Here is a 21,395-nt window from a genome sequence, read left to right as displayed (position 1 = left end):
TCGTAAAGAATCAAGCGATGGACGTGCGGCCGAGGCGCAGATCCCAGATCGCTGTGACCAGCTTATCGATGTCCTCATGCGTGTTGTACAACGCCAGCGATGCGCGAACGGAGCTTTCCTGGCCGAAACGTCGCAGGATTGGTTGGGCGCAATGATGTCCGGAGCGGACAGCAATCCCATTCTTATTGAGGTACGATCCCACGTCTTCGGTCCGGAATCCGTCCAGCACAAACGACAGAACTCCCGCCTTCTCCTTCGCAGTACCGATGATGTGGAGGCCGGGGACTTTCAACAGCTCCTTGGTGGCCTGCACTAACAGTTCATGCTCGTGACGGGAGACATTCGGCATTCCGACCCGGTCCAGATAATCGATGGCTGCACCCAGGCCGACAGCGTCCGCAATATTGCCTGTGCCTGCCTCGAAGCGCTGCGGCGGGGCATGGAAGCGCGTCTTCTCGAAGGTGACGTCCTGGATCATGTTTCCGCCACCCTGCCATGGCGGCATTCCTTCCAGGACTTCGGGCTTGCCGTAGACGACGCCGATTCCGGTAGGGCCAAAGACCTTATGTCCTGAAAAGACGAAGAAGTCACAGTCGAGCGACTGCACATCGACGCGCATGTGCGAGACAGATTGCGCGCCGTCAAGCAGAACCCTCGCTCCATAGCGATGGGCAATCTCGATCATCTTCTCCGCCGGAGTAACAACACCCAGAGCATTCGAGACCTGTGTCATTGAAACCATGCGGGTCTTTGGACCCAATAGCTTCTCATACTCGTCCAGAAGAACCTGCCCGCTGTCGTCGACGGGGGCAACGCGAAGTTTGGCTCCGGTCTCGGAGCAGAGCATCTGCCATGGAACGATGTTGGCATGATGTTCGAGCCAGGTGATGACAATCTCATCGTCCTTACGCACATTGCGGCGGCCCCAGCTCTGGGCAATCAGGTTGATGCCCTCGGTGGCGCCGCGCACAAAGACGATCTCCTGCGTCGACGATGCATTGACGAAGCGACGTACTTTCTCCCGCGCTGACTCATAGGCATCTGTCGCTCGCGCTGCAAGCTCATGGGCGGCGCGGTGCACGTTGGAGTTCTCGTGTTCGTAGAAGTACTTCAGTCGGTCGATGACACTCTGCGGCTTCTGGGTTGTAGCGGCGTTGTCCAGCCAGACAAGCGGACGGCCATTGACGCGTTCCCGCAGGATGGGGAAGTCTCTCTTGATGGCTTCCGCATCGAAGGGATACTTCGAAAGATCCAGCTCGCGGGGCACATCCCGTTCGATACCCGCTGGTTCATACAGGACGACAGCATCGGCCGGCTCAAGCGGTCTTGCCGTATTGAAGCGACGCAATAGATCCTGATCCGCAAGCTGGCTGATGTCCTGCGCGCGGAGAAGATCATTGGGAAGCTGAAGATCGAAGGGAGTCCCCTCGATCAAACTCGTTCCTGCGGGAGCCGGCCCCGGAATGGACGGCGGATACGAAAACAGCGGCCGGAGCTCCTCGAGAAACGAAAAGGGAGGGGCCGGCGCGTACTCCGTCAGCGGCGGCATCGGGATCATGCTCATCGATGGCGATTGCGGCTCGATTGCCGTTCTGGGCAGGCTGTCTTCGACCGTGCCGATACGCCCTTGAGGAGGACTGGAAGATGGAGGTGCTACCTGCGGAGTCGCCGGAACGCTTGCCGAATAACCAAGCTCCGGAGATGCAGCATAGGCTGGCCTGTCGCTAAAGATGGGACGAGCATCTTGCAGGAACGAAAACGTCGGCGAAGGAGGAATTGCTCCACCGCTCGAGCCGGCATCTGTCGCCGTGCCCACGACGCCGGGAACGGCGGGAGGTCCTGCCTGGTAGGGAGCAGAGACGGGAGCAACCTGTGCTGGGCCAATACTGGCGGGTAGAGTCGGAAGGTGTTTGTCCGAAGGCAACTGAACTTCGGGTTGAAAGGCAGGCGCAGTTACCGGCACGCTCGCCGGTGGATCGATGGCTGAGGGGTGTTGCGGTACCTCGAGAGACGAGGGAAGCGCCGTGAACAACTCGTTCGCCATGCGGGCAAGAACAGCGGGGTCCGGCACTCCGGCTGGGAACGATCCTCTATCAGGAAGAGCCGGGGCTTCGCCCAGGCCTCTCTCGTCATTCAGTACCAGCGATTTCGGATCACTTGTACTCATGGTAGTTGCCTACCTCGACGTTCTCCAGAGACGCGATCGCATCGTCAGCCAGAACCGAAGCTGCGCAATAAAGTGAGATCAGATAAGAGGCCAGGCCGCGCTTATCGATTCCCGTAAACCGTACCGAAAGTCCGGGACTCTGCTCTCCGGTAAGTCCGGGCTGGAAGAGGCCAACCACGCCCTGTTTGCGTTCGCCTGAACGAACCAGCAGGATCTGGGTCTTCGACGTCTTGCCGGATACGCGGATCTTATCGGTGGGAATGATGGGAACACCACGCCACGTCAGAAAGGGCGTACCGAACAGCGTTACGGTCGGAGGGGGAACGCCGCGCCGGGTGCACTCACGGCCGAAGGCAGCAATCGCTCGGGGATGCGTCAGGAAGAAGGAAGGCTCTTTCCAGACCTTTGTCAGAAGCTCATCAAGGTCATCCGGGGTGGGAGAGCCTTTGCGCGTTGAGATTTTCTGAGAGTCAACGATGTTATTCAGCAGGCCATAGTCGGCATTGTTCAGCAGCTCGTTTTCTTGGCGCTCCTTTACGCCTTCGATCGTGACGCGGAGCTGTTCGCGCACCTGGTCGTAGGGCGTGCTGAAAAGATCGCTAGTACGTGTCTGTACGTTGACCAGAGCATTGATGCTGCTCAGCCGATACTCGCGAGGCGTCTCTTCGTACTCAGCGTAGGTTTCCGGAATTTCGGATTCGTCAACATGACCGCAGAGCACATCGATCGGCTTCTCTTCGACAACCCGGTTGCGGCGGAAGATGCCAGACTCCAGCGGCTTCCAGTCCAGCAGGCGAACCAACCATCTTGGTGTTACCGCGCCATAGATCGGTGCGGTCTTGGTTACGTTGGCTAATTGATATGCTGCTTGTTCGCCGAGCGAAGTCCGGATCGTTGTGTCTGCCACGGGAAAGACTCCTTGCACAGGGTGTCGAGTGCGACCAGATTGTAGCGGAAGCCTATCAGCCGACGCATAAAAAAGAAAGCTGATAGACCTGGACCGTGGCTTTTAGTATTTGCGAACCTTGCGGTCCACGCGATCAGACCAGGCGTGAATGCCACCGCGCAGGTTTGATACTTTCTTGAACCCATGCTGCCGGAGGTACTCTGCCGCTTTTACACCGCGCGGGCCATGCTTGCACACTGCGACGATCTCTTCATCTGCGCTCAGCTCATCCAGGCGCTTCGCCAGTTCGGGCAGAGGGATGAGGTGGCCCCCGATGTTGGAGATCTCATATTCGTATTCGTCGCGGACATCTAAAAGGAAGAGCTTGTCCCCCTGATCGAGGCGCTGCTTCAACTCTTCGGCTTGAATCTCTGGAACATTCACGTCTAACCTTCTCTCTTTCGCTGAAAAAACAAAACCCACCAACCAGGTCTTCTGGTGGTGGGTACGATCAACCTCGATTACTGAAACCGAACAGGTTATTCAGGAATCGCGCTCAGCCAGAAGACACGCGGATGTGTGTGCACCATACAGGTGGAACAACATACACGGTTCTGACCGGCAAACTTCATCGTTAAAAGGTTACCATAGGTCGCGTTTTCGGGCGTGCCTGCAGGCCCAGCCTACGGATAGAGCCCGCAGGGTGATTCGTTCATTCATCTAATTGATTCTAAGTATCTTATTGGTTTACGCTGGGTCTCGTTATCTTGGATTTGCCAATGACCTTCACCAGGCGCCTGCGAGAACGAATTCGGACTGGAGAAATTACCACGACCATCCGTTTCTGGATTGGTCCACGGGTTACTGCCGGCAGCCGTTACAGGATGGAAGAAGGTCATATCGAGGTCGACTCGATTGAACCCATCGGCTTGCCTGATATCACCCCGCAGCTCGCACGGCAGTCAGGATTCCTGGGGATCATCGACCTGCTTAAAGTTGCCCAGCACGGTAAAGGACAAAATATCTACCTGATCCGCTTCCACTACGTCCCTCCGAAATCGTAACCATCGGACCACGGTGTTCGTGAGGAAACTCCGAACCACCCATGATCGGGTGGCTCAGCTGTTGCATGTGACAGCGCGTGAGCGATCTCTTGCGAAGAAGGGAATCGTTAGATCATATGAGCGGTGGCGGGACGAGCGGCGATGGAACGAACAGCCACGGGCCGCTGCTGCTTGACTTCGTGTCCGAAGCCAACCATCTGTCCCAGGCGAGCAGCCAGTAACCGCAGGGCATCCGATTGTGCGTGAAGTTGCTGAGCTGCTGCAGCTGATTCTTCCGCATTGGCCGCGCTGGTTTGCGTGGTCTGCTCCATACGGGAGATGGCTTGAGCAATCTGCTGGACACCCGCCAACTGTTCCGATGAGCTACCGCCGATATTTTCGACCAGGGTCTTGATCTCTCCGAAGGCGGATTCTAGATGTTCTTCCGATGAGACCACCGACCGGATCTTCTCACGACCGTCCGCGGCATTGGCCAGAGCGGTTCCAATAAGCGCTGAGGTCTCTTTAGCAGCTTCTGCAGAACGCTGAGCGAGGTTTCGCACCTCTTCCGCGACGACAGCAAAGCCCGACCCCGCATTGCCGGCACGCGCAGCCTCCACTGCGGCGTTCAAGGCAAGGATGTTGGTCTGGAAGGAAATTTTGTCGATAACATCAATGATCTTGGCGATTTTGCCAGAGCTGTCATCGATGGCCATGATCGACTGTACGCACTCATCTACGGCGATTCTGCTCTGCTGTGCGGTCATCACCGCGTTGCCGACAATCCCGGTTGTCACGCGGGCGTTATCTGCATTGCGTTTGGCCATCGACGAGATCTCCGCCGAAGAGGAAGATGTCTCTTCAATCATCGCGGCCTGATTTGAGCTCTCGCGCGCCAGGACCTGGCTGCTGGAAGCGATCTGTTCGGCAGCCGTCGCAATCTGCTCAGAACCCTGGTTGAGCTCAATTACATTCTTCCGCAGTTGACGTTCGAGGTTGATGACGATACGGACAATGACGCACGATACAGCCAGAACGACGATCAGAAGAATCCATGAGACACGCATCGCAGATAAAACCTCATTCTGCGCCAGGGTGTTCGCCTCTCCCACGGTCTCCCGCTCAAAGGCGATGGTTTCGGTGGTGAGATCGTCCAGATCCTGAATTGCCGCTCCCAGTTCACCCATATTGATTTCAGTAGCACGGGAAACGTCATGAGCGTCGATGGCAGAGATAAAGCGGGCATAAATCGGATCCAGGCGTTCGAGCGAGGCCTCGATCTTATTAATGGCGATCGTTCCACGCGCAGACACGCCGCCCGCACGCAGATCTTTGAGTGCCTTACGGAGAATTGTTTCCTGTTCCGTGAACTGGGTCTTTCGCTTTTCGGCCATTGCCCAGTTTCCAGTGGCGGCTTCTACCATCACACCACGTTGGGTAGCGACCATTTCGGAACCCGACGCATCGGCCAAGCCCGCAAGATAGGATTGATTGCCTTCGTCCACGCCAAGATGGTGAATCGTGCTGCCGAAGGCTGTGGTGCGGTAGATGGAGGTAACTGCAAGGGAGATAGAAAGTACAGTCAATGCTCCTACTGCGCTGAGGAGCTTTTGTTTTATCGTGAGGTCTGGCATCGGCGTTTCCTCTTAGAAATCCATGTACGGTCTATCGGCTGGAGGAGGGAATGTAGTAGAAAATCGCCGGAACCAGGGTCATCACAAAAATGTTACGGAAGTGTTCCTATTGATGATGTCCTGGTTGTAGGGTGACTTGCGCCCAGCGGTGTGTTTCCTTCGCGGTTCGATTGAGATAGCTTCGGCGCTGAAGGAGACAAATCTCGTAGCACCTCTGTAGACTTCTCCTCCGCTGGAGTTTCCCCTGATACTGCCGCCGCGAAACCATCAAAGACCTGTTGCCCGATCTGAAGTCGGGATGGGCAACGCTTAAATAAAGGGAGAAGAATGAAAGACCTGACATGCAGGATGACTCACTTTGCCTTGGTAATGGCGTTCGCTGTTTCTGCAACTGGATCGATGCTCGTGGCACAGACACCGCTCCGGACATTGCTGGTAGGCGTCGATCATAGAAAGTCGATCTCTCTGAATGGGCCCTGGCACTATCTGGTTGAGCAGCCACCGGCACGAGAGCTTTATGACGAGAAGGGCAACATCCGCGATAACGGGTATGCACTCAATACCCATCCGAACATCAGCAGCGGGCCACATAACTCCGAATACGACTTCAGCACTGCGCCCACAATGAAGATTCCTGGTGATTGGAATACGCAGGACCCGACGCTCTTTCATTTCGAAGGAGTGGTATGGTTCCAGCGGGATTTCCAGTTCCAGCCGACGCCTGCTACACGTACCTTTTTCCACGTGGGCGCGGCAAACTACCGCTCGGTTGTATGGGTCAATGGAAAACGTCTCTGCAATCACGAAGGCGGCTTTACGCCCTACGACTGCGATGCCACTTCATTACTTAAACCCGGTAATAATTTTGTTGTGATTGCCGTGGATTCCACAAGGCATCAGGACGATATTCCCAGCGTCAACTATGACTGGTTCAACTACGGCGGCATCACACGGGACGTATCGCTGGTTACGGTGCCGTCGGAGTTTATCGACGACTATGACGTTCATCTAAAGCGTGGAGCGTCCTTTTCCGCAGCCGATGCCAACACCGTGAGCGGTTATGTTCATGTGGAAGGTGCAGGAGAGGGAAGAAGCGTCACCGTTCGGATTCCTGAAGCCAATGCCTCAACGACAGCGGTCACAGACGGCAATGGGAAAGCGATGTTCGAGGTGAAGGTCAACGGGCTGCAGCTCTGGAGTCCTGGTTCGCCGAAGCTTTACAAGGTCGAACTGCAGGCAGGGACTGACGCACTCACTGACGACATCGGCTTTCGCGACATCCGCGTCGACGGCACGCGCATTCTCTTGAATGGCAAGGCGATCGCCCTGCAGGGCGCCAATATGCATGCGGAAGCCCCCATTCGCGGGGGACGTACGAACACCGATGAAGATGTAAAAAACGTCTTCAGCATGCTTCACCAGATCCACGCCAATTTTGTGCGGCTTGCCCATTATCCGCATGACGAACGGATGGTGCGGCAGGCAGATCGTGAAGGGCTTATGGTGTGGTCTGAGATTCCGTTGTGGCAGAGAATCTCGTTCAGCAAGCAGGAGGTCTACGACAAGGCCGTTGTGATGCTGCATGAGATGATCCGCCGCGACCGGAACAAGGCCGCGATCATCTTCTGGTCGGTTTCGAATGAAACGCCCAATAATGCCGACCGCACCAGATTTCTCACTGCGCTTGCCAACGAGGCTCGGCATGAGGATCAAACCCGCCTGATCACGTCAGCGCTGATCGGTCCCAGGGTGAGTGAGGATCGCATCATGCAGGAGGATCCGCTGATGGATGCACTGGATGTCGTCGGCCAGAACCAATACATCGGCTGGTATGAGGGAACTGCCGAAGATGCCGACCGCAAGACCTGGATACTTCCACAGAAGCCTTTCATCATGTCTGAGTTCGGGGCGGAGGCCAAGTTCGGGAATCATGGTGGTCCCCATGACCGTTGGACGGAAGAGCAGCAGGTTAACGTGCTGCAGCACCAGTTCGCGATGATCCGAAAGATTCCACAGATGCGAGGGGTGACGCCATGGGTCCTGATGGATTTCCGTTCGTCTACCCGCAACATCCCCAAGCTACAGGATGGGTACAACCGCAAGGGGCTCTTCTCGGAAAAGATGGAGAAGAAGATGAGCGTTCCCCTGGTGGTGAAGACGTATACCGAAGACCCGGCTGTGAAACCGGAGTAACTTCTTTCCAACCGGAAACAAACGATTGGCGTCCCTCACTCCTGTGAGGGACGCTTTTATTCATTTTCTGGATTAAAGCGGCCTGCATTCTTACCGTTTGACAATTCTTCCAAAGATGCAACAAAATCTCGGGCGGCCTCAGAACTACAGATTTTGAGTGCTTCAAGTTAAACCGCAGTGATTTTGGCTGACCGGGAAGAACGGCGGCTTTGGAGGTTACAGATGCAGAAATTCCTATACAGCATGGCCACGTGCGTGTTGCTTCTGTTGGTGTTTTCAGCCAGCGGACGCATGGAGGCACAGACCAGCTTCGGGCAGATCAGCGGCTCAGTCACCGATGTGAGCGGCGCCAGCCTGCCGGGAGCAACCATCAAAATTACGGAACAGAACACAGGAAATACCCGCACCATCCAGAGCGATCAGGACGGCAGCTACATTGTTACCAATCTCCCGATCGGCATCTATACACTCGCTGTCTCCCATGAGGGCTTCAAGACGGTACAGCAGAGCAGCATGAGCATCTCAGCGGACGCAAAGCTGACCTCGAACTTCAGCCTTTCCCTTGGCGGCACGACGGAGGTTGTAGAGGTTCAGGGAGGCGCAATTGAGGCGCTTAATACCACTTCAGGTGAACTGGCGCGTGTGATCGATTCAAAGCAGGTAGAAAACCTGGCTCTGAACGGACGGAACTACACCCAATTGCTGACGCTGGTGCCGGGCGCTGTGGTCACGAATCCGGACATCTTCTCGGTCACGACCTCTCTGGCTTCGAACAATCAGACCATTAACGGTAACCGTTCCGACTCGAACAATCTGACTGTAGACGGAGCTTACAACCAGGTAGCCGGTTCCAATGGTTCGCTGATGAACAACGTCGGCCCTGACTTCATTGGAGAGGTAAAGATCAACACATCGAACTCTTCGGCTGAATATGGGCGAACCCAGGGACCCACCTTCAATATCGTGACGAAGAGCGGTACAAACGCGTTCCATGGCGGTGTCTTTGAATTTGCCAGGAACAACTATCTGGATGCGACCAACTATATCGCCAAGAAGAAGACCCAGTTGATCTATAACGACTTCGGATTCTTTATTGGCGGCCCGATCATCAAGAACAAACTCTTCTTCTTTGTGGGTGAGGAGTGGAAGCGCCTGCGGGCACAGGCTGTGGCCACCACCTTCAACGTACCGACGACGGCAATGTTGAACGGTGATTTCTCGGCGCTTTGCACATCCGCCGGTGGTTCGTTTAACGGTGCTGGTGTATGCTCCGCGCCGACCAACACCTATGGCCAGTTGTACTATCCAGGTACGGCGAACCCGATCCCGTTCAACAATATTGCCAGCCAGATGAGCACGGATGGAAAAGCGATCGGCAGTATATACAAGACGATCATCGCGGGTGGCCTAAGCTATCGCGATTCGCTCCAGGCCAATAACCTTACGCTTGCCCCGTCGAATCCTCTGGATTTTCATCAGGATCTCGTTCGCTTTGACTACGTCATCAACCAGAGTCATTCGCTCTTTGGCCGGTGGATCCATGACAAGAACACTCTGATAGACCCTTACGGCACGTTCTCAAACACCGGCATTCTCAACACTACGCCTACCCAGCGTAACCGGCCTGGACAAAGCTATCTGCTGAGTGAGACCTGGACTATCCGTCCTAATCTGATCAATCAGGCACAGGCAAATGCGAGCTGGGCCGCACAGCGTATTCCTCCGTACGGCAACAACTGGAAACGTGAGACCTTCGGCTTCCAGTACCAAAAGCTCTATCCGGGAGTTGGGCCGTATCCGAACGGAATTCCGATCATCAATATCTCCAACTTCGCCGGCTTCCAGGGACCAAACTTTTCTCTCCTTTCGCCGTCCACTGATATTCAGGTTGCGGACACTATCACCTACGTGAAGGGCGACCACAACATGAAGTTCGGTTTCGCCTATATTCGCGATCGTGTCGATCAGAACGGCCGCTCAAACTATACCGGCACCGTAGGTTTCAGTCAGAACGCTACATCGTCTGCTGCGTCAACCAACTGCCGCCAAACCAACGCAAACACGACCTGCTACTCGCTTGCCGATGCATTCCTGGGGAACTTTCAGAACTACTCAGAGGCGAGTGCTGATCCGGTCGGGCACTTCCGCTTCAACCAGATCGAGTGGTTTGTCCAGGATCAGTGGAGAGCGACCCGCAGGCTGAGCCTGGAGTATGGAGTCCGTTTCCAGTGGTTGCAGCCCTTCTATGCTCAGGGCAACAACATGACGAACTTCGATCCTGCGGTGTACAACCCGGCGAATGCGGTTACCGTAAGTCCAGGCGGATCCATTGTGAATCCCGGTGTTGGCAATCCCTATAACGGCCTTATTCGGGTAGGAGACGGTGTACCTGCAGATCAGCAGAAGCGCGTACCGAACGTCAACACCGCGCTCTTCTCCCAGATTCCTGCGGGAGCGCCCCGTGGTTTCTATAAGATGAACGGCGCCGTTGGCCCTCGCTTTGGCTTCGCGTACGCGGCAAATGATAAAACTTCGATTCGTGGCGGAGTAGGACTGTTCTTCTACCGCCCGCAGGGCAACCTGGTCTTCAGCCAGCTCAATCTTGCTCCATTCCTGCAGAACACGCAGTTTACGAACGGAAACCTGGCTACGCTGACATCGCTTTCAGCGTCCAACACTGGTCTGCAGGCGACGATCAATGCAGTGGATCCCAAAAACAAAAATCCTTACACATGGCAGTACAGTCTGGGCATCCAGCGTCAGCTTCCGTGGGCGGTTCTCTTTGAAGCCAATTACGTTGGTAGCGTCTCCCGCCACCAACTGCGGCAGCCCAACATCAACATTCCCGATGTGATGAGTGCGTACACAAATCAAAACCCAGCTCCTCCGGCGACGGCGCCTATATCCATTGCCTCATTGAATCCCTACAAGGGCTTTAACTCGATAAGCTCCAATCGCTTCGACTCCAATTACAACTACAACGCGTTGCAGGTCTTTGCTTCCAAGCGTAAGGGTATTGTCACGACGACGCTTGCCTATACCTTCTCCAAGGCTCTTGGAGACTCCGCCGGCAACAACATCACGCTAGAGAATTGGCAGAATCTGGCCTACAACTACGGTCCACTGTCGAATGACCGGCGTCATGCCTTTGTCGCTAGCTTCGTCATTCAGGCCCCTGAGTTGCAAGGAAGGTCGTTCCTGATGCGAACAGCGGCAGGCGGCTGGCAGCTTAGTGGGGTAGCGCGGCTACAGAGCGGAGCTTACTACACCATCCAGCAGACCTCGACAATTCAGCTTGGTACTGTCCGTGCCGATTACGTTCCTGGAGTGCGCGTTTATAACCAGCATGCCGGCATCTGCGGTTACCTCAACAACGGTGCCCCGAAAAGCGCTCCGGAAGGTTGCAATGACTCCGCCAAAGCCTATGTTCAAACGGCTAAAAACCAAGCCAATCACTACGGGAACGCTCCAGTCGGTGGCGTCGTTGGACCTGGCCTCGCTCAACTTGACTCTACGCTCTCCAAGGTGTTTCCGATCACCGAACGCGTCCGCCTGAAGGCTCAGGTAGATATGTTCAACGTTCTGAACCGCACGAACTTCAACGGCCTTAACCTGAACACGAGCAACAGCAACTTCGGCACCATCTCCTCGGCGTTTCCTCCACGGCAGATGCAGCTTGGTGCTCGCATTCTGTTCTAAGCAGCTGTCAACCCAAAAAAGAAAGGAGAGGCCGACTGCCTCTCCTTTTTCTTATGCCAGTCAATTATCGTCTGGAATGTTTCACTGCCTTGACTGCCAATTTGTACTCTGGCTGCTGAGCTATGGTTGGTCGCTGTATCTCCGGAGACGTACCTCTCAGGAGTTGAAGGATGATCTTTCCGACAAATGCGGGGTTGTTGCGAAGGTATCTGGCCATCAGTCGCCTTGGGTCCTGGATAAGACGATGCAGCCACTGCATTCCTATCGTCTTTACCCATTCCGGGGCATCTTTGATGCGGCCGGTGTGATAGTCAAAGGCTGCGCCGACTCCGAACATGAGGGTCGTATCGAGTCCTGCGAGGGCGTGATACATAAACTTCTCCTGCCGCGGCGTACTGATGCCGACCCAGATGATGTCGGGCTTGAGCTGTTGTACTTCCGCACGCACGAACTCCCATTCCTGCACATTCAGATCGCGAAAGGGCGGGGTATAGTGCCCGACGATCTGCGCATGAGGAAATCGCCGTGTAAGCGCTTGCTTCAGTTCTTCGGCAATACCGGATTTTCCGCCGTACAGGTAGTGCCGAACACCGGAAAACTCAGGCCGGCGAAAGATCTCGAGCATGAGATCGGGGCCGGTGACCCTGCGCATCTCGCCAAAACCTTGCCAATGACCGACCCACACAGTGGGCATGCCATCGGGAAGCATCAGAGTAGCTGCGTCATAGATTGCCGCGAGATCGGGGTCTCGTTGCGCTTCCATCACACCGTGTACGCCGACCATGCAGATAAAGCCCTTCTGTCCCTGATCCAGAAGCTGGCGAATCGCTCCTGCCGCCTGTTCCATGTTTGCGGGATCAATAGAAACTCCAAGAACATTTACTTTTTTCTGGTGAGTCATGAGAGGTGCGTTCCTTTCTCAACGACATCGGCGCCACGAGTCGCCAGGTACCGCGTCGCCTTGGCAGCGATTACCTGTTGGTAGAGGTTGACCCATTTGGCGGCGATCGTCTCACCAGAGAGCTCAGGAAAGATGGATGGTGCGGGCCTGGGTAATTTCAGCGCCGCGGCCGCGGCGTTGATAAAGTCTTCCTTGCCATGGCTTGACAGCCGCACAAAGGTGCAAAGGCCGTCGGCCATCTCACGAAAGGCAGGGATGTCGGAACAGACGACACGTGCGCCGCGCTGCAGTGCTTCAACGACAGGCAGCCCAAACCCCTCGGTCAGGGAGGGAGCCAGCACGCACTCACAGCTGGTATACAGAGCGTTCAGTTCTGCATCGCTGATGCCTGCGCAAAAGTCGACATGATCGACAAGACCAAGGGTATTGATCCACGCTCGAATGGCCGTAGATTCCGGTCCCTGTATCCCGACAAGTACGAATCGAGTCAGTGGGGAAACGATATTCCGGTAAAGGAGAGAGTGAAATACAGAAAGTGCGAGCGGGATGTTTTTATTGTGGCGGTGTTGTGCAATACACAGAACGAATGGATGCCCTGAGCGTGGCGTCGGCTGGGCAGCGTCGTGCGGTTCGACAATATTGTGAATGACTCGCGCTTTGCCCGCTGCTATTCGGGAGTTGTACTGCGTCAGCCGATCCAGGGTGCTGTGTGAGACGCACCCGATAGCGTCCGCCGCGTGAAGGCACTGCGTCAGGACCGCACGATTCACCAGGACATGAGGCCATGTGAAATTTTGCGGCGAATCGATCGGATAGAGATCGTGCAGTGTGACGATCGTCGCATGGTCGCGCGATCTTCTGACCGGCATCGGATATGCGAGATGGACCACGTCTGCCCGTAATGTCTTCGCAAGTCGAGGGAGTTGCGTGTAGTACCAAACGTTTCTCTCGATCGGTGACATGCCGATCCTGGCAAAGTGAATTTGCAATCGCGGAGAGGCCGGCAGATAAGCGCGAAGCAGTTCCTCCTGCCAGGGTGAGGCGACAACGTGGAGAGAGTCGATGTCGGAATGAAGCGCAAGGCCCTGCGCGAGGTCGAGGGCATGGCGCTGAATGCCGGAGATATATTCCGAGGCGGAGACGAGTGCGAGTAGCAGATTCATGCTGTCACCCCGTCCTGAAGTGCAGGCACATAGACCAAAGTGCTTATGAGCAGGATGGCCCACATCGGCAGAGAGAGCTCGAAGCGATCGGTATCGGCAAGGCCCCGGATCAGAATGAAGAACAGCAGGCTTTGGAACAGTGTCCGTACCTGAGAGCTTGCCCGGCGGATATGCCGGTAGAAGCTGGTGTAGACGCCGACGAACATAACCAGGCCGAGAACGCCGTAGGTATAAAACTGCTGGATCACTTCGTTATGGGCGTGCCATGCCTCGAAGTCGCCAAACGCCGGAATCACGTTCCGAAATCCGTGGAAGCCGTGTCCGATCCATGGGCTCTCCAAAGCGCGTAGGAGAACGAAGCCCCATATTCCAACGCGTCCGGTAAGCGTTTCGGCCTGATTGCCTGCATTCGTATAGACGACGTAGTAGCTGCTGATAAGGGGCCAGAAGAGAGCGAAGATGACGATGGCGCCCAGGATCGCAGTTCTGCGGGTGGCGGCTGATACGGTACGGTCACGCAGCAGGAGATAAGCCTGAGCGATGCAGAAAGCGACAATGGTGCTCTTGCTTAGAGTTCGCATCAAAGTAATAGAGAGAAAGACAGGAGCAAATCTCCAGCCTCGTGCCGCGCGGTTGAGGTATTGGGAGAAGTACACGCCTAAGACGCAGATGAAGCCGATGGCATTGGGGCTGAAGTACTCGTCATCACCGGGACGCAGATCCTGCATGGTAGGCGAAAACCATGTCACGATCGCAATGAAACATGCACCCCACACGTAGCCCCTCATGAGAGACTCGCCGGCGTCCGTGAGCGGCTGGTAACGCAGGATCATCCAGACGATGGCGACATCGGCGGCCATGCCACTCCAGTAACCCGCCGCAATCGGAATCGAGACGGTCACGCTCCAGCTAAGGCTGACCAGAGAGACTGTCAGAAAGCAGAGAGCCCAACGGAAAGGCGTCGTGACAGGCACGGTGTGCGCATGGCCGCCGAAGAGATAGAAGAGTGAGCCGACAAGGAAGGCAAGATTCAGAGCAAGGCCTGCGATGGCGCCTGTCCGCGGTTCCGCCTGAAAGAAGAGGTACGAGAGAGCCAGCCGCGCCGCAAAGTAGAAGCCGACGGACGCGGGAAAGAGATACGTGGATGTGCGCGAGACAGGATATGCAAGAGTTTCGGCCGGCATCATCGCACCTCCTCATAGGCAGCAACCGGGAGGTTACGTGCCGTAAGCACTGAGAAGAGCGGGAGATAGAGCAGCAGGTTGGCGACACCATAAGGAAGCCTCGCGGCTGCAAGACCGACGATGCCAAAACGCGAAAGCAGGTAAGGCATCAGGCAGATAGAGACGGCTCCGCCAATAACGTTGAAGAGCATTACCGTCCGGGAATGGTCATGGGCGAGCAAGGTATATGTGGCCGTGACGCCCATGCCGGCAAACGCTGTGCTGATGACGGCGAGCGGGAGGACACCGGCTGAGGCTTCCGCGATCGCGCTCGAAGCCCATATACGCAACAGCGGACGCCCAAACGTCACAAGAATTGCTGCTCCGATCGTTACCAGGACGACGTTGCAAAGAGTGGCAATGAGAACCTGTCTCCCTTGATCGTGCCTGGTGCCGGCGCCCGATGCGAAGTGAGGGAAGAGAAAATGAAGACCAGCGGCGGCGATTCCATAGAGAGGCTGCGATAGCTGAAGACACAGGGCATACGCTGCGACAGCCTGCATGCCGAGATGCATGCCCAGGAAGATGCGATCTATCTGGACGAAGATGACGGCCGATACGGCTTGAAGCCAGCTATAGATTCCGAACCTGAAGAGGTCTCTGAGTACATCCGGATGAAATGCAGGAGCGATCCAGCGCACGTGCATTAGCTTCGCCAGTTCATAAAACTGCCATGCTGTTGCTACCGCGGTGATGAGAGCCGTTGCGGCTACGATCGAGACGATCGACGCATGCAGGATACTCAGAAATGCGGCGGCTACGAGCGTAAGAACGCGGGCGCACAGGCTGATTCGGATGCTGGCGGCGTATCGCAGAAAGGCGCGCTGTGTGCTGACGCACACTGTTTCCAGCGCCCTTGCAAGTACGATCAGCGCCGCAAGGCAAAGGCTGAGGAAACATTGGTGGTTCAACTCAGGTGTAACCAGCGTGAAGCGTGCTGCAGCTGTACTGGCAAACGCAAGCAGAATGGTTGCCAGCAGACATCCAAGAACGAGATGGATGCTCAAGGAGTTGCGGACGGTGCGCCTGATGGCGACGGGATCGTCTTGTTCAAGCCAGCGGCTCACCCTCTGAATATTGGCATCACCGAAGCCCGAAGCGGCAACGCTGCCAATCGTGACAACACTGGTAACTAGGGTCCAAAGGCCATACGACGCGGCTCCGAGGTGATGCAGCACGACGGGCGCGACAATCAGCATTCCCAATGGAAACGCAAGATAGTCGATGACGCCGTACGCCGCATTGGCCAGATGCCGTTTCATCTGCGTACTCCTGGGATTCGATGAAGGACGCGGTTTCCAGAGGCCGCTATCTGTTGCAGGAAGATCTTCTGTGGTGTCTCTGCCGGTATTTGTTCCCAGCGATCTCGAATGAGGAGAAAGGCCGCGGTAATCAAAAGGCTCATCACGGTGAGAGCGAGAGTGAGCAATGTGCGGGGAGGGAATGACTTCTTTTCTGCAATACCAGGCGTGTCGATGACACTAACGACCGGAACGTCCTTAGCCTCTTCAATGCGCGATAGCTCGTACTGCTGCGTAAGCAGTTCGAATAAGGTCTCCTGGATACGAAGGTTGCGATACAGCTCGGCATAGGGAACTGCCAGCTGTGGCAGGCTGCGAAGTGCAGGATACGGCTGATCGTTCGATACTGGAACGTCCACACCGGAGTTGGATGGTCCGGCAATGGAATTTAGCCTTTGCTGAAGGCTTCCAATACGCGACTCGGCAGATTTGACCCGGATGTTCTGATCGCCATAGATCTGGCGAAGAGAACTCAGACTTGACTGTTCGGCGATCAGCTCCGCCTGGACGCGCGCCATCGCATCAACCATGGCTCGCGTCTGCTCCTTGATATCGATGGTTGTATGTGAGGTTGAGAAGTTGCTCAGTTCCTTTTGCGCGCGGATTAAGTCCGTATGTGCGGTCTGTAGCCGCCGCTCGATGAAGACTCGTTCCTGGTGTGCCGAAGTGGTCGCGGTATGCGTGAGAAGAAGGTTCAGTTCGTCGAGGTATCCCTGAGCCAGATCGCGAGCGCGAACCCGGTCACTATCTTCTACCGTGATCGTGATAACACCGCTCTTTTTGTCCTCAGCGACAGAAGTGCGCCGCGCAAGCTTCTTGGCCGTGTCGATGCGATAACGTTTGTCATAGACCTTTTGGAGCTCGAAGCGTTCAATGAGGTGATCGCTGATCGTGCCGCTCTTGATGAGGTCGATGTACAGTGCTGTCGTGTTTCCTGTGCCGAGTAAGCTTCCGGCGAGACTACTGAAGCTATTGTTGGAGCCGCCTCCGAGAGCCCGCCCCGCCAGAGCTGCGATCATGACCGAGCTGGAGTTTGTATTCGCCGGCGGCATGATCATCGCCGTAGATGAGTAGCGCTTCGGGATCACAAATGCCAGCGTGAGAGAGCAGGCCGCGGCGATGAGAAAAACACGCACCAGCAACCGCCGATGCCGCCATAGGATCCCACCGTTGTGAACCCAGACCGGAGTCTCGCTCATAGCACACCTGCCACAGCAGCGGTGATCGCAATGGAGGAGGCCAGCTGTGCCGTTGTCAGGAGATTTCTCCAGAAAAGAGACGCCCCAAGGATCTTCTGTGGGACGACGACCACATCGCCAGGGTTGAGCTTGGTAGACAGCACACTGCGCGGCAGGAAGCCGCTGTCGCGTCCGACGACAGAGCCATTGGCGCGAATGATGAAAATTTGCTTCTCATTTGCAACCTCGGTGACTCCGCCTGCGCGGCGGAGATACCACCCGGCGGATTTACCTTCAGCAAAGGTGATCGCTGTGGCGTTATAGACCTGCCCATTCACAAGCACAAAGCCAGGCCGCTTCGGAATCCGGATGACGTCACCCGCGCGTACCTCGATATCCGCCGGGGTTCCTTCCCATGAGGCGATGTCGCTGGATATGTGTATGACAAGGCGGCCGACCGCCGGTTGGGTCTTCAACCGGTTCAGCACCTGCTCCTGTTGCGCTTGAATAATCTGCAGTGTTGAAGACTGATCGTTGGCAGAGACCGCAGGTGCGAGCCGGGCAGCAGAAGAGCTTGTCTCGATCTGACGGATCAGTTCCTGGCGAGTCTTCTCTTCAAGGACTCGAACCTCTTCACGAATGAGGATGGCTCCAGCTGGGTAGGCTGTCTCGCGGAAGCCTCCGGCTCTCTTCAGAATGGAGCTGAGCCGTTCTCCCTGTTGGATTCCGTAAGAACCCGGATAGGAGACCTCACCTTCCACCGTGATGGAGGCAGCGATATCGTTCCAGCCGGCGATCTGATGGATGGTCAGCACATCTCCGGGACGAAGTACAACATCGGAGGAGCTCTTTCGCGTTGCGACCGCGGCTCCGATGGGGATCGAAGAACGCTGACTGACGACGCGGTTCCCATTCGCGATCTGATAACTGGTAAGGTCAGCAGCTTCCAGCAGGGCATCGCGCTTGAAGCCGCCCGCAGTGCGTACCAGGTCCGCCGCGGTCATCCCTTCGGAGAGCGGATAGATACCTGGACGCAACACCTCTCCGGCGATGGTTACGCGGGGAGCATCGGCCTCATATCGTCCAAAGACCCTTATCGTATCGAATGGCTGCAGGGTGAGATCGACGTTGCCTGCAAGCGCCTCCGAGACGCTGAACTCGATTGTCGTTGGCCGCAGATCAGGAGCCTGGAGGCGCACAATCTCGCCCCGGTCCGCTGGTTCCGGCAGCAGGTCTTGATAACTGTGCAGGACGTCTGTAATGCGCATGCCATCGTGATACGCCGTGCGCCCCGGCCGAACGAGATGTCCCTCCGCGTAGATGACTTTGCTGCTGTATGGAAGAACACTGCCAACGAAGAGATGATCCCCATCCCGAAGATAGACCGGTTTCTCTTGCGAGGTGCGCAGATCATACGCGACGGTTTCCCGCTGATGATCGGGCGTGATTCGTTCAATTCGAATCTGCCCCGTCTCCGCTGATGGGGCAGGCCCACCGGCATCTTCTACAAGAGTGGAGACTGCTGTATTTCCTTTCAATTCGTAGATGGCAGGACGTTTGATCGCTCCGTCGATCCAGACCTGGGGTCCGGAGGGAGGAACGAGTAGCGTGTCGCCGGACTGCATCCTGATCTCAGAGCGGACGCCATGCAGCATGAAATCGTAGAGGTCGATTTCATCCAGAAGGCGGGTGCCGCGATAGTGCCGCAGTATCCGCAGCGACCCGACTGCTGTGGGGCCACCGGCGGCATAGAGTGCGCTGAGTGGCGAGGAGACGGAGGTCAGCTCGTAGGCTCCGGGCCGCTGTACATCACCGACGACATAGATGCGGATGTTCCGCGGACGCGCGACCGAGAGCTCGACTTGAATGTCGCGAAACTGTGTCCGCAGCCGGTCCGCCACAAGAAGCTTTGCCTTCTCCAGGGAGATCCCAGCGACTTCGATTGCACCGGCTTCGGGCAGGACAATTTTGCCTTCGCGATCGATGGTACGTTGAAGGTTTTGAGAAACGCTGCCCCAGAGAGCGATGGTCAGGCTATCTCCTACTCCCAACACATACTCTGGGCCAAGGGGCACATCGGCTGCGATGTCGGGCGTAGTCGGTGCGTTCTGGCTGTTTCTACGGAGAAAGACCTCGGAACCGAAGCGCTTGAGTGAGCGTGAGGGTTGCGGAATCTGCGTGTAGAGGTCGCGGAGCGATGCCAGGTTATACGGCGTATCTCGATGAAGCACTCGCTCACGCGTGCTCGGATCCTCTTGCCGCTCCCGAGTCTCCTTTGGTGTAACGGCTTCTTTCGGCATCTTTCGTGACGCAGTGCTGCTGGACAGTAGATCTGTACTATCAGTCATGCTGTCGGTGGACGGTCTCAGGCTGCGCTGACCTGGGTCGGTGGGAGAGGTCGTGCCAGGTGCTTCAGCATCGGAGAGATAGCCGCGGGAGCGAAGAAAGGTGATGACGTTGTTACGGAGCTCCGCATTGGTCTGCAGGCGCGTATAGAGAGCCTGGTCTGAGATCGAGTCCGGCTGGGTGGGATTGCCCTGTTGCGTCAGGTATTCGGCAATGACCGTCTTGACCTCGATCATCGCATCGGGATTGTCCTGTAGAACCCGCACTACTTCGAGATAGGAGGCGGAGCCCTCCTGAGTATTGGTGTCTGTCAGAGATTGGGGACGCGTGCTCTCCTGCTGCGCTGTCTGTGTGTCGTCCGTGCCGGAAGAGGAGAGTGTCTGTGCCGGCAGACGCGTGAATAGCCCTAAGATGCAGCAGCAGATAAGGACGAGCCGTTTCATTGCGCACTCCCTGAAAGAAACTGCCGCCATTGCATAGACGCCATGAGGTAACGCGCTCCTTCAACCAGATGAAAGCGAAGACGAAAAAAGACATAGGGAACCTGCTGCCGCAACCGATACAGCTTGGCGGACAGGGAATCCTGTTCGGGTTTGCAGTTGATGCCTGGGGGAAGCCGGCGCGGAAGCAGTGCTGCTTGTACCGAACGCCCTGCGAAGGCTTCTTTCCTGGTCAGTTCTTCTTCAAGAAGCAGGTACAGCTTGCTTCCAGGAAAATCGGTAAGCAGGGCAGTGCGGCTGTAGCGCGTGATCCAGTACCGTGTTGCCATGGAGAGCAGGGGCTCGGTGACGGCAGACACGTGCGAGGGAACAAATCTGTCCAGGAGTTCCTGGGAGGTTGTCGCCGCAATGCCGTACCCAAGGGCCGTCTTCTTATCGTCCTGCAGGAGTGAGAGGAAGTCGTTCCAGAAAATGCTATCTGCCTTACGTGCCTCCGTATGATGTCTGAATTCAAGAAACCAGGAGAGCCGTGTAAATTCTCCGCGGATGTGTTTAAACAGGTGGAGCGCCTGACTGAGATAGTGATCGACCGGTGATAGCGAGGGCATGGAGAGTCCTTCTCGTCGTATCCACTCCACTCGATGGAGGCGCGGCGAACCTTCCGGCTCCACGTGCAACTCGACCGACCGGTGGGGCGTAACTTTGTAGAGGTCGCTTAGCCTGGGATTGGAACGCCCAGGCGTCTTGAACTCCATACTCTTGCCGCTTACAGCGTGCAGGCGATATCCGCATCGTTCGAGGATTGCGTGAGCGCGTTCGGCACAGGCGGGATCGACGAGAAAGTCGAGGTCTAGCTGAGAGCGCAACTCCATGCGAGGGACCGAGAAAGGACACAACGTGATGCCCTTCAGGTTGGCGTACAGAACGCCCTCATCCTGGAACGCGCGATTGAGTCGTAGAGTCTCTTCGAGAAATGCCCTTGAGCGCAGGGTATTGTCCGTAAATGCCTGTTCCAGTTCCTCGTGAATGGCAGGTGGCAGACGGTCTGACAATTGCAGGGATGTAAGGCGATCAAAAAAGTAGAGTGCAAGCCCGCTCACGTGTAGCCATTGCAGCAGGCGACACCATTCCGTCGCCGAGGGATTGAGGCCTTGCAGATGATCGATGCTGTTGGAGCAAAAAAAATCCATTACAGCCTGCCGCAGACGGTCATGTCGTCTG

General features: G+C 56.2%; 14 protein-coding genes. 3 read left to right on the top strand and 11 right to left on the bottom strand.

What is annotated here, in order from left to right; all coding sequences use genetic code 11:
- Positions 1–10 precede the first annotated feature (10 nt).
- The 3 genes from FTW19_RS15045 to FTW19_RS15035 all read right to left on the bottom strand — a co-directional run bounded on the left by FTW19_RS15045 (position 11) and on the right by FTW19_RS15035 (position 3,497).
- Positions 11–2,167, bottom strand: coding sequence for a family 2A encapsulin nanocompartment cargo protein cysteine desulfurase (locus tag FTW19_RS15045; protein WP_147648391.1), 2,157 nt, complete (start codon positions 2,165–2,167; stop codon positions 11–13).
- Entirely contained in the window at positions 2,154–3,074 is a 921-nt protein-coding gene (locus tag FTW19_RS15040; protein ID WP_147648390.1) for a family 2A encapsulin nanocompartment shell protein, read from the bottom strand. The genes FTW19_RS15045 and FTW19_RS15040 overlap by 14 nt, the downstream gene beginning before the upstream one ends.
- A 102-nt stretch (positions 3,075–3,176) precedes the next feature.
- The gene (locus FTW19_RS15035) at positions 3,177–3,497 is read right to left on the bottom strand and encodes a rhodanese-like domain-containing protein (protein ID WP_222705463.1); all 321 of its coding nucleotides are present in this window, start codon (positions 3,495–3,497) and stop codon (positions 3,177–3,179) included.
- A 335-nt stretch (positions 3,498–3,832) separates the two neighbouring features.
- Here FTW19_RS15035 and FTW19_RS15030 point away from each other — a divergent pair, with 335 nt between their 5' ends.
- Positions 3,833–4,117, top strand: coding sequence for an ASCH domain-containing protein (locus tag FTW19_RS15030; RefSeq protein ID WP_147648389.1), 285 nt, complete (start codon positions 3,833–3,835; stop codon positions 4,115–4,117).
- A gap of 107 nt (positions 4,118–4,224) precedes the next feature.
- On the opposite strand, the gene FTW19_RS26295 is transcribed toward FTW19_RS15030, so the two are convergent.
- Positions 4,225–5,730, bottom strand: a complete 1,506-nt coding sequence (locus FTW19_RS26295) for a methyl-accepting chemotaxis protein (protein ID WP_147648388.1) — start codon at positions 5,728–5,730, stop codon at positions 4,225–4,227.
- A gap of 327 nt (positions 5,731–6,057) precedes the next feature.
- Here FTW19_RS26295 and FTW19_RS15020 point away from each other — a divergent pair, with 327 nt between their 5' ends.
- Positions 6,058–7,923, top strand: coding sequence for a glycoside hydrolase family 2 protein (locus FTW19_RS15020; protein WP_147648387.1), 1,866 nt, complete (start codon positions 6,058–6,060; stop codon positions 7,921–7,923).
- A gap of 222 nt (positions 7,924–8,145) precedes the next feature.
- Positions 8,146–11,622, top strand: a complete 3,477-nt coding sequence (locus FTW19_RS15015; protein WP_147648386.1) for a TonB-dependent receptor — start codon at positions 8,146–8,148, stop codon at positions 11,620–11,622.
- Between the two features lie 64 nt (positions 11,623–11,686).
- Here the strand turns inward: FTW19_RS15015 and FTW19_RS15010 are convergent, their stop codons facing one another.
- The 7 genes from FTW19_RS15010 to FTW19_RS14980 are packed head-to-tail and all read right to left on the bottom strand — an operon-like array spanning position 11,687 to position 21,364.
- Positions 11,687–12,523: a WecB/TagA/CpsF family glycosyltransferase gene (locus tag FTW19_RS15010; RefSeq protein WP_147648385.1), complete on the bottom strand. Its 837-nt coding sequence runs from the start codon at positions 12,521–12,523 to the stop codon at positions 11,687–11,689.
- Entirely contained in the window at positions 12,520–13,686 is a 1,167-nt protein-coding gene (locus FTW19_RS15005) for a glycosyltransferase (protein WP_147648384.1), read from the bottom strand. The genes FTW19_RS15010 and FTW19_RS15005 overlap by 4 nt, the downstream gene beginning before the upstream one ends.
- Complete coding sequence (locus FTW19_RS15000; protein ID WP_147648383.1) at positions 13,683–14,873, bottom strand: O-antigen ligase family protein; 1,191 nt, start codon at positions 14,871–14,873, stop codon at positions 13,683–13,685. Before FTW19_RS15000 ends, FTW19_RS15005 begins: the two co-directional genes overlap by 4 nt.
- On the bottom strand, positions 14,870–16,171 hold the full coding sequence (locus FTW19_RS14995; RefSeq protein ID WP_147648382.1) for an oligosaccharide flippase family protein: 1,302 nt from the start codon (positions 16,169–16,171) through the stop codon (positions 14,870–14,872). The genes FTW19_RS15000 and FTW19_RS14995 overlap by 4 nt, the downstream gene beginning before the upstream one ends.
- Complete coding sequence (locus FTW19_RS14990) at positions 16,168–17,409, bottom strand: GumC family protein (RefSeq protein ID WP_147648381.1); 1,242 nt, start codon at positions 17,407–17,409, stop codon at positions 16,168–16,170. Before FTW19_RS14990 ends, FTW19_RS14995 begins: the two co-directional genes overlap by 4 nt.
- Entirely contained in the window at positions 17,406–20,177 is a 2,772-nt protein-coding gene (locus FTW19_RS14985) for an SLBB domain-containing protein (protein ID WP_246153323.1), read from the bottom strand. The genes FTW19_RS14990 and FTW19_RS14985 overlap by 4 nt, the downstream gene beginning before the upstream one ends.
- A complete protein-coding gene (locus FTW19_RS14980) occupies positions 20,174–21,364 on the bottom strand; it encodes a nucleotidyltransferase domain-containing protein (RefSeq protein ID WP_187142993.1) in 1,191 nt (396 codons plus the stop codon). Before FTW19_RS14980 ends, FTW19_RS14985 begins: the two co-directional genes overlap by 4 nt.
- Positions 21,365–21,395 lie beyond the last annotated feature (31 nt).

The sequence above is a fragment of the Terriglobus albidus genome (assembly GCF_008000815.1).
GTDB classification, from domain to species: Bacteria; Acidobacteriota; Terriglobia; order Terriglobales; family Acidobacteriaceae; genus Terriglobus; species Terriglobus albidus_A.
Note: the sequence above shows the minus strand (reverse complement) of the source record. Positions and strands in the feature narration are given on the sequence as shown.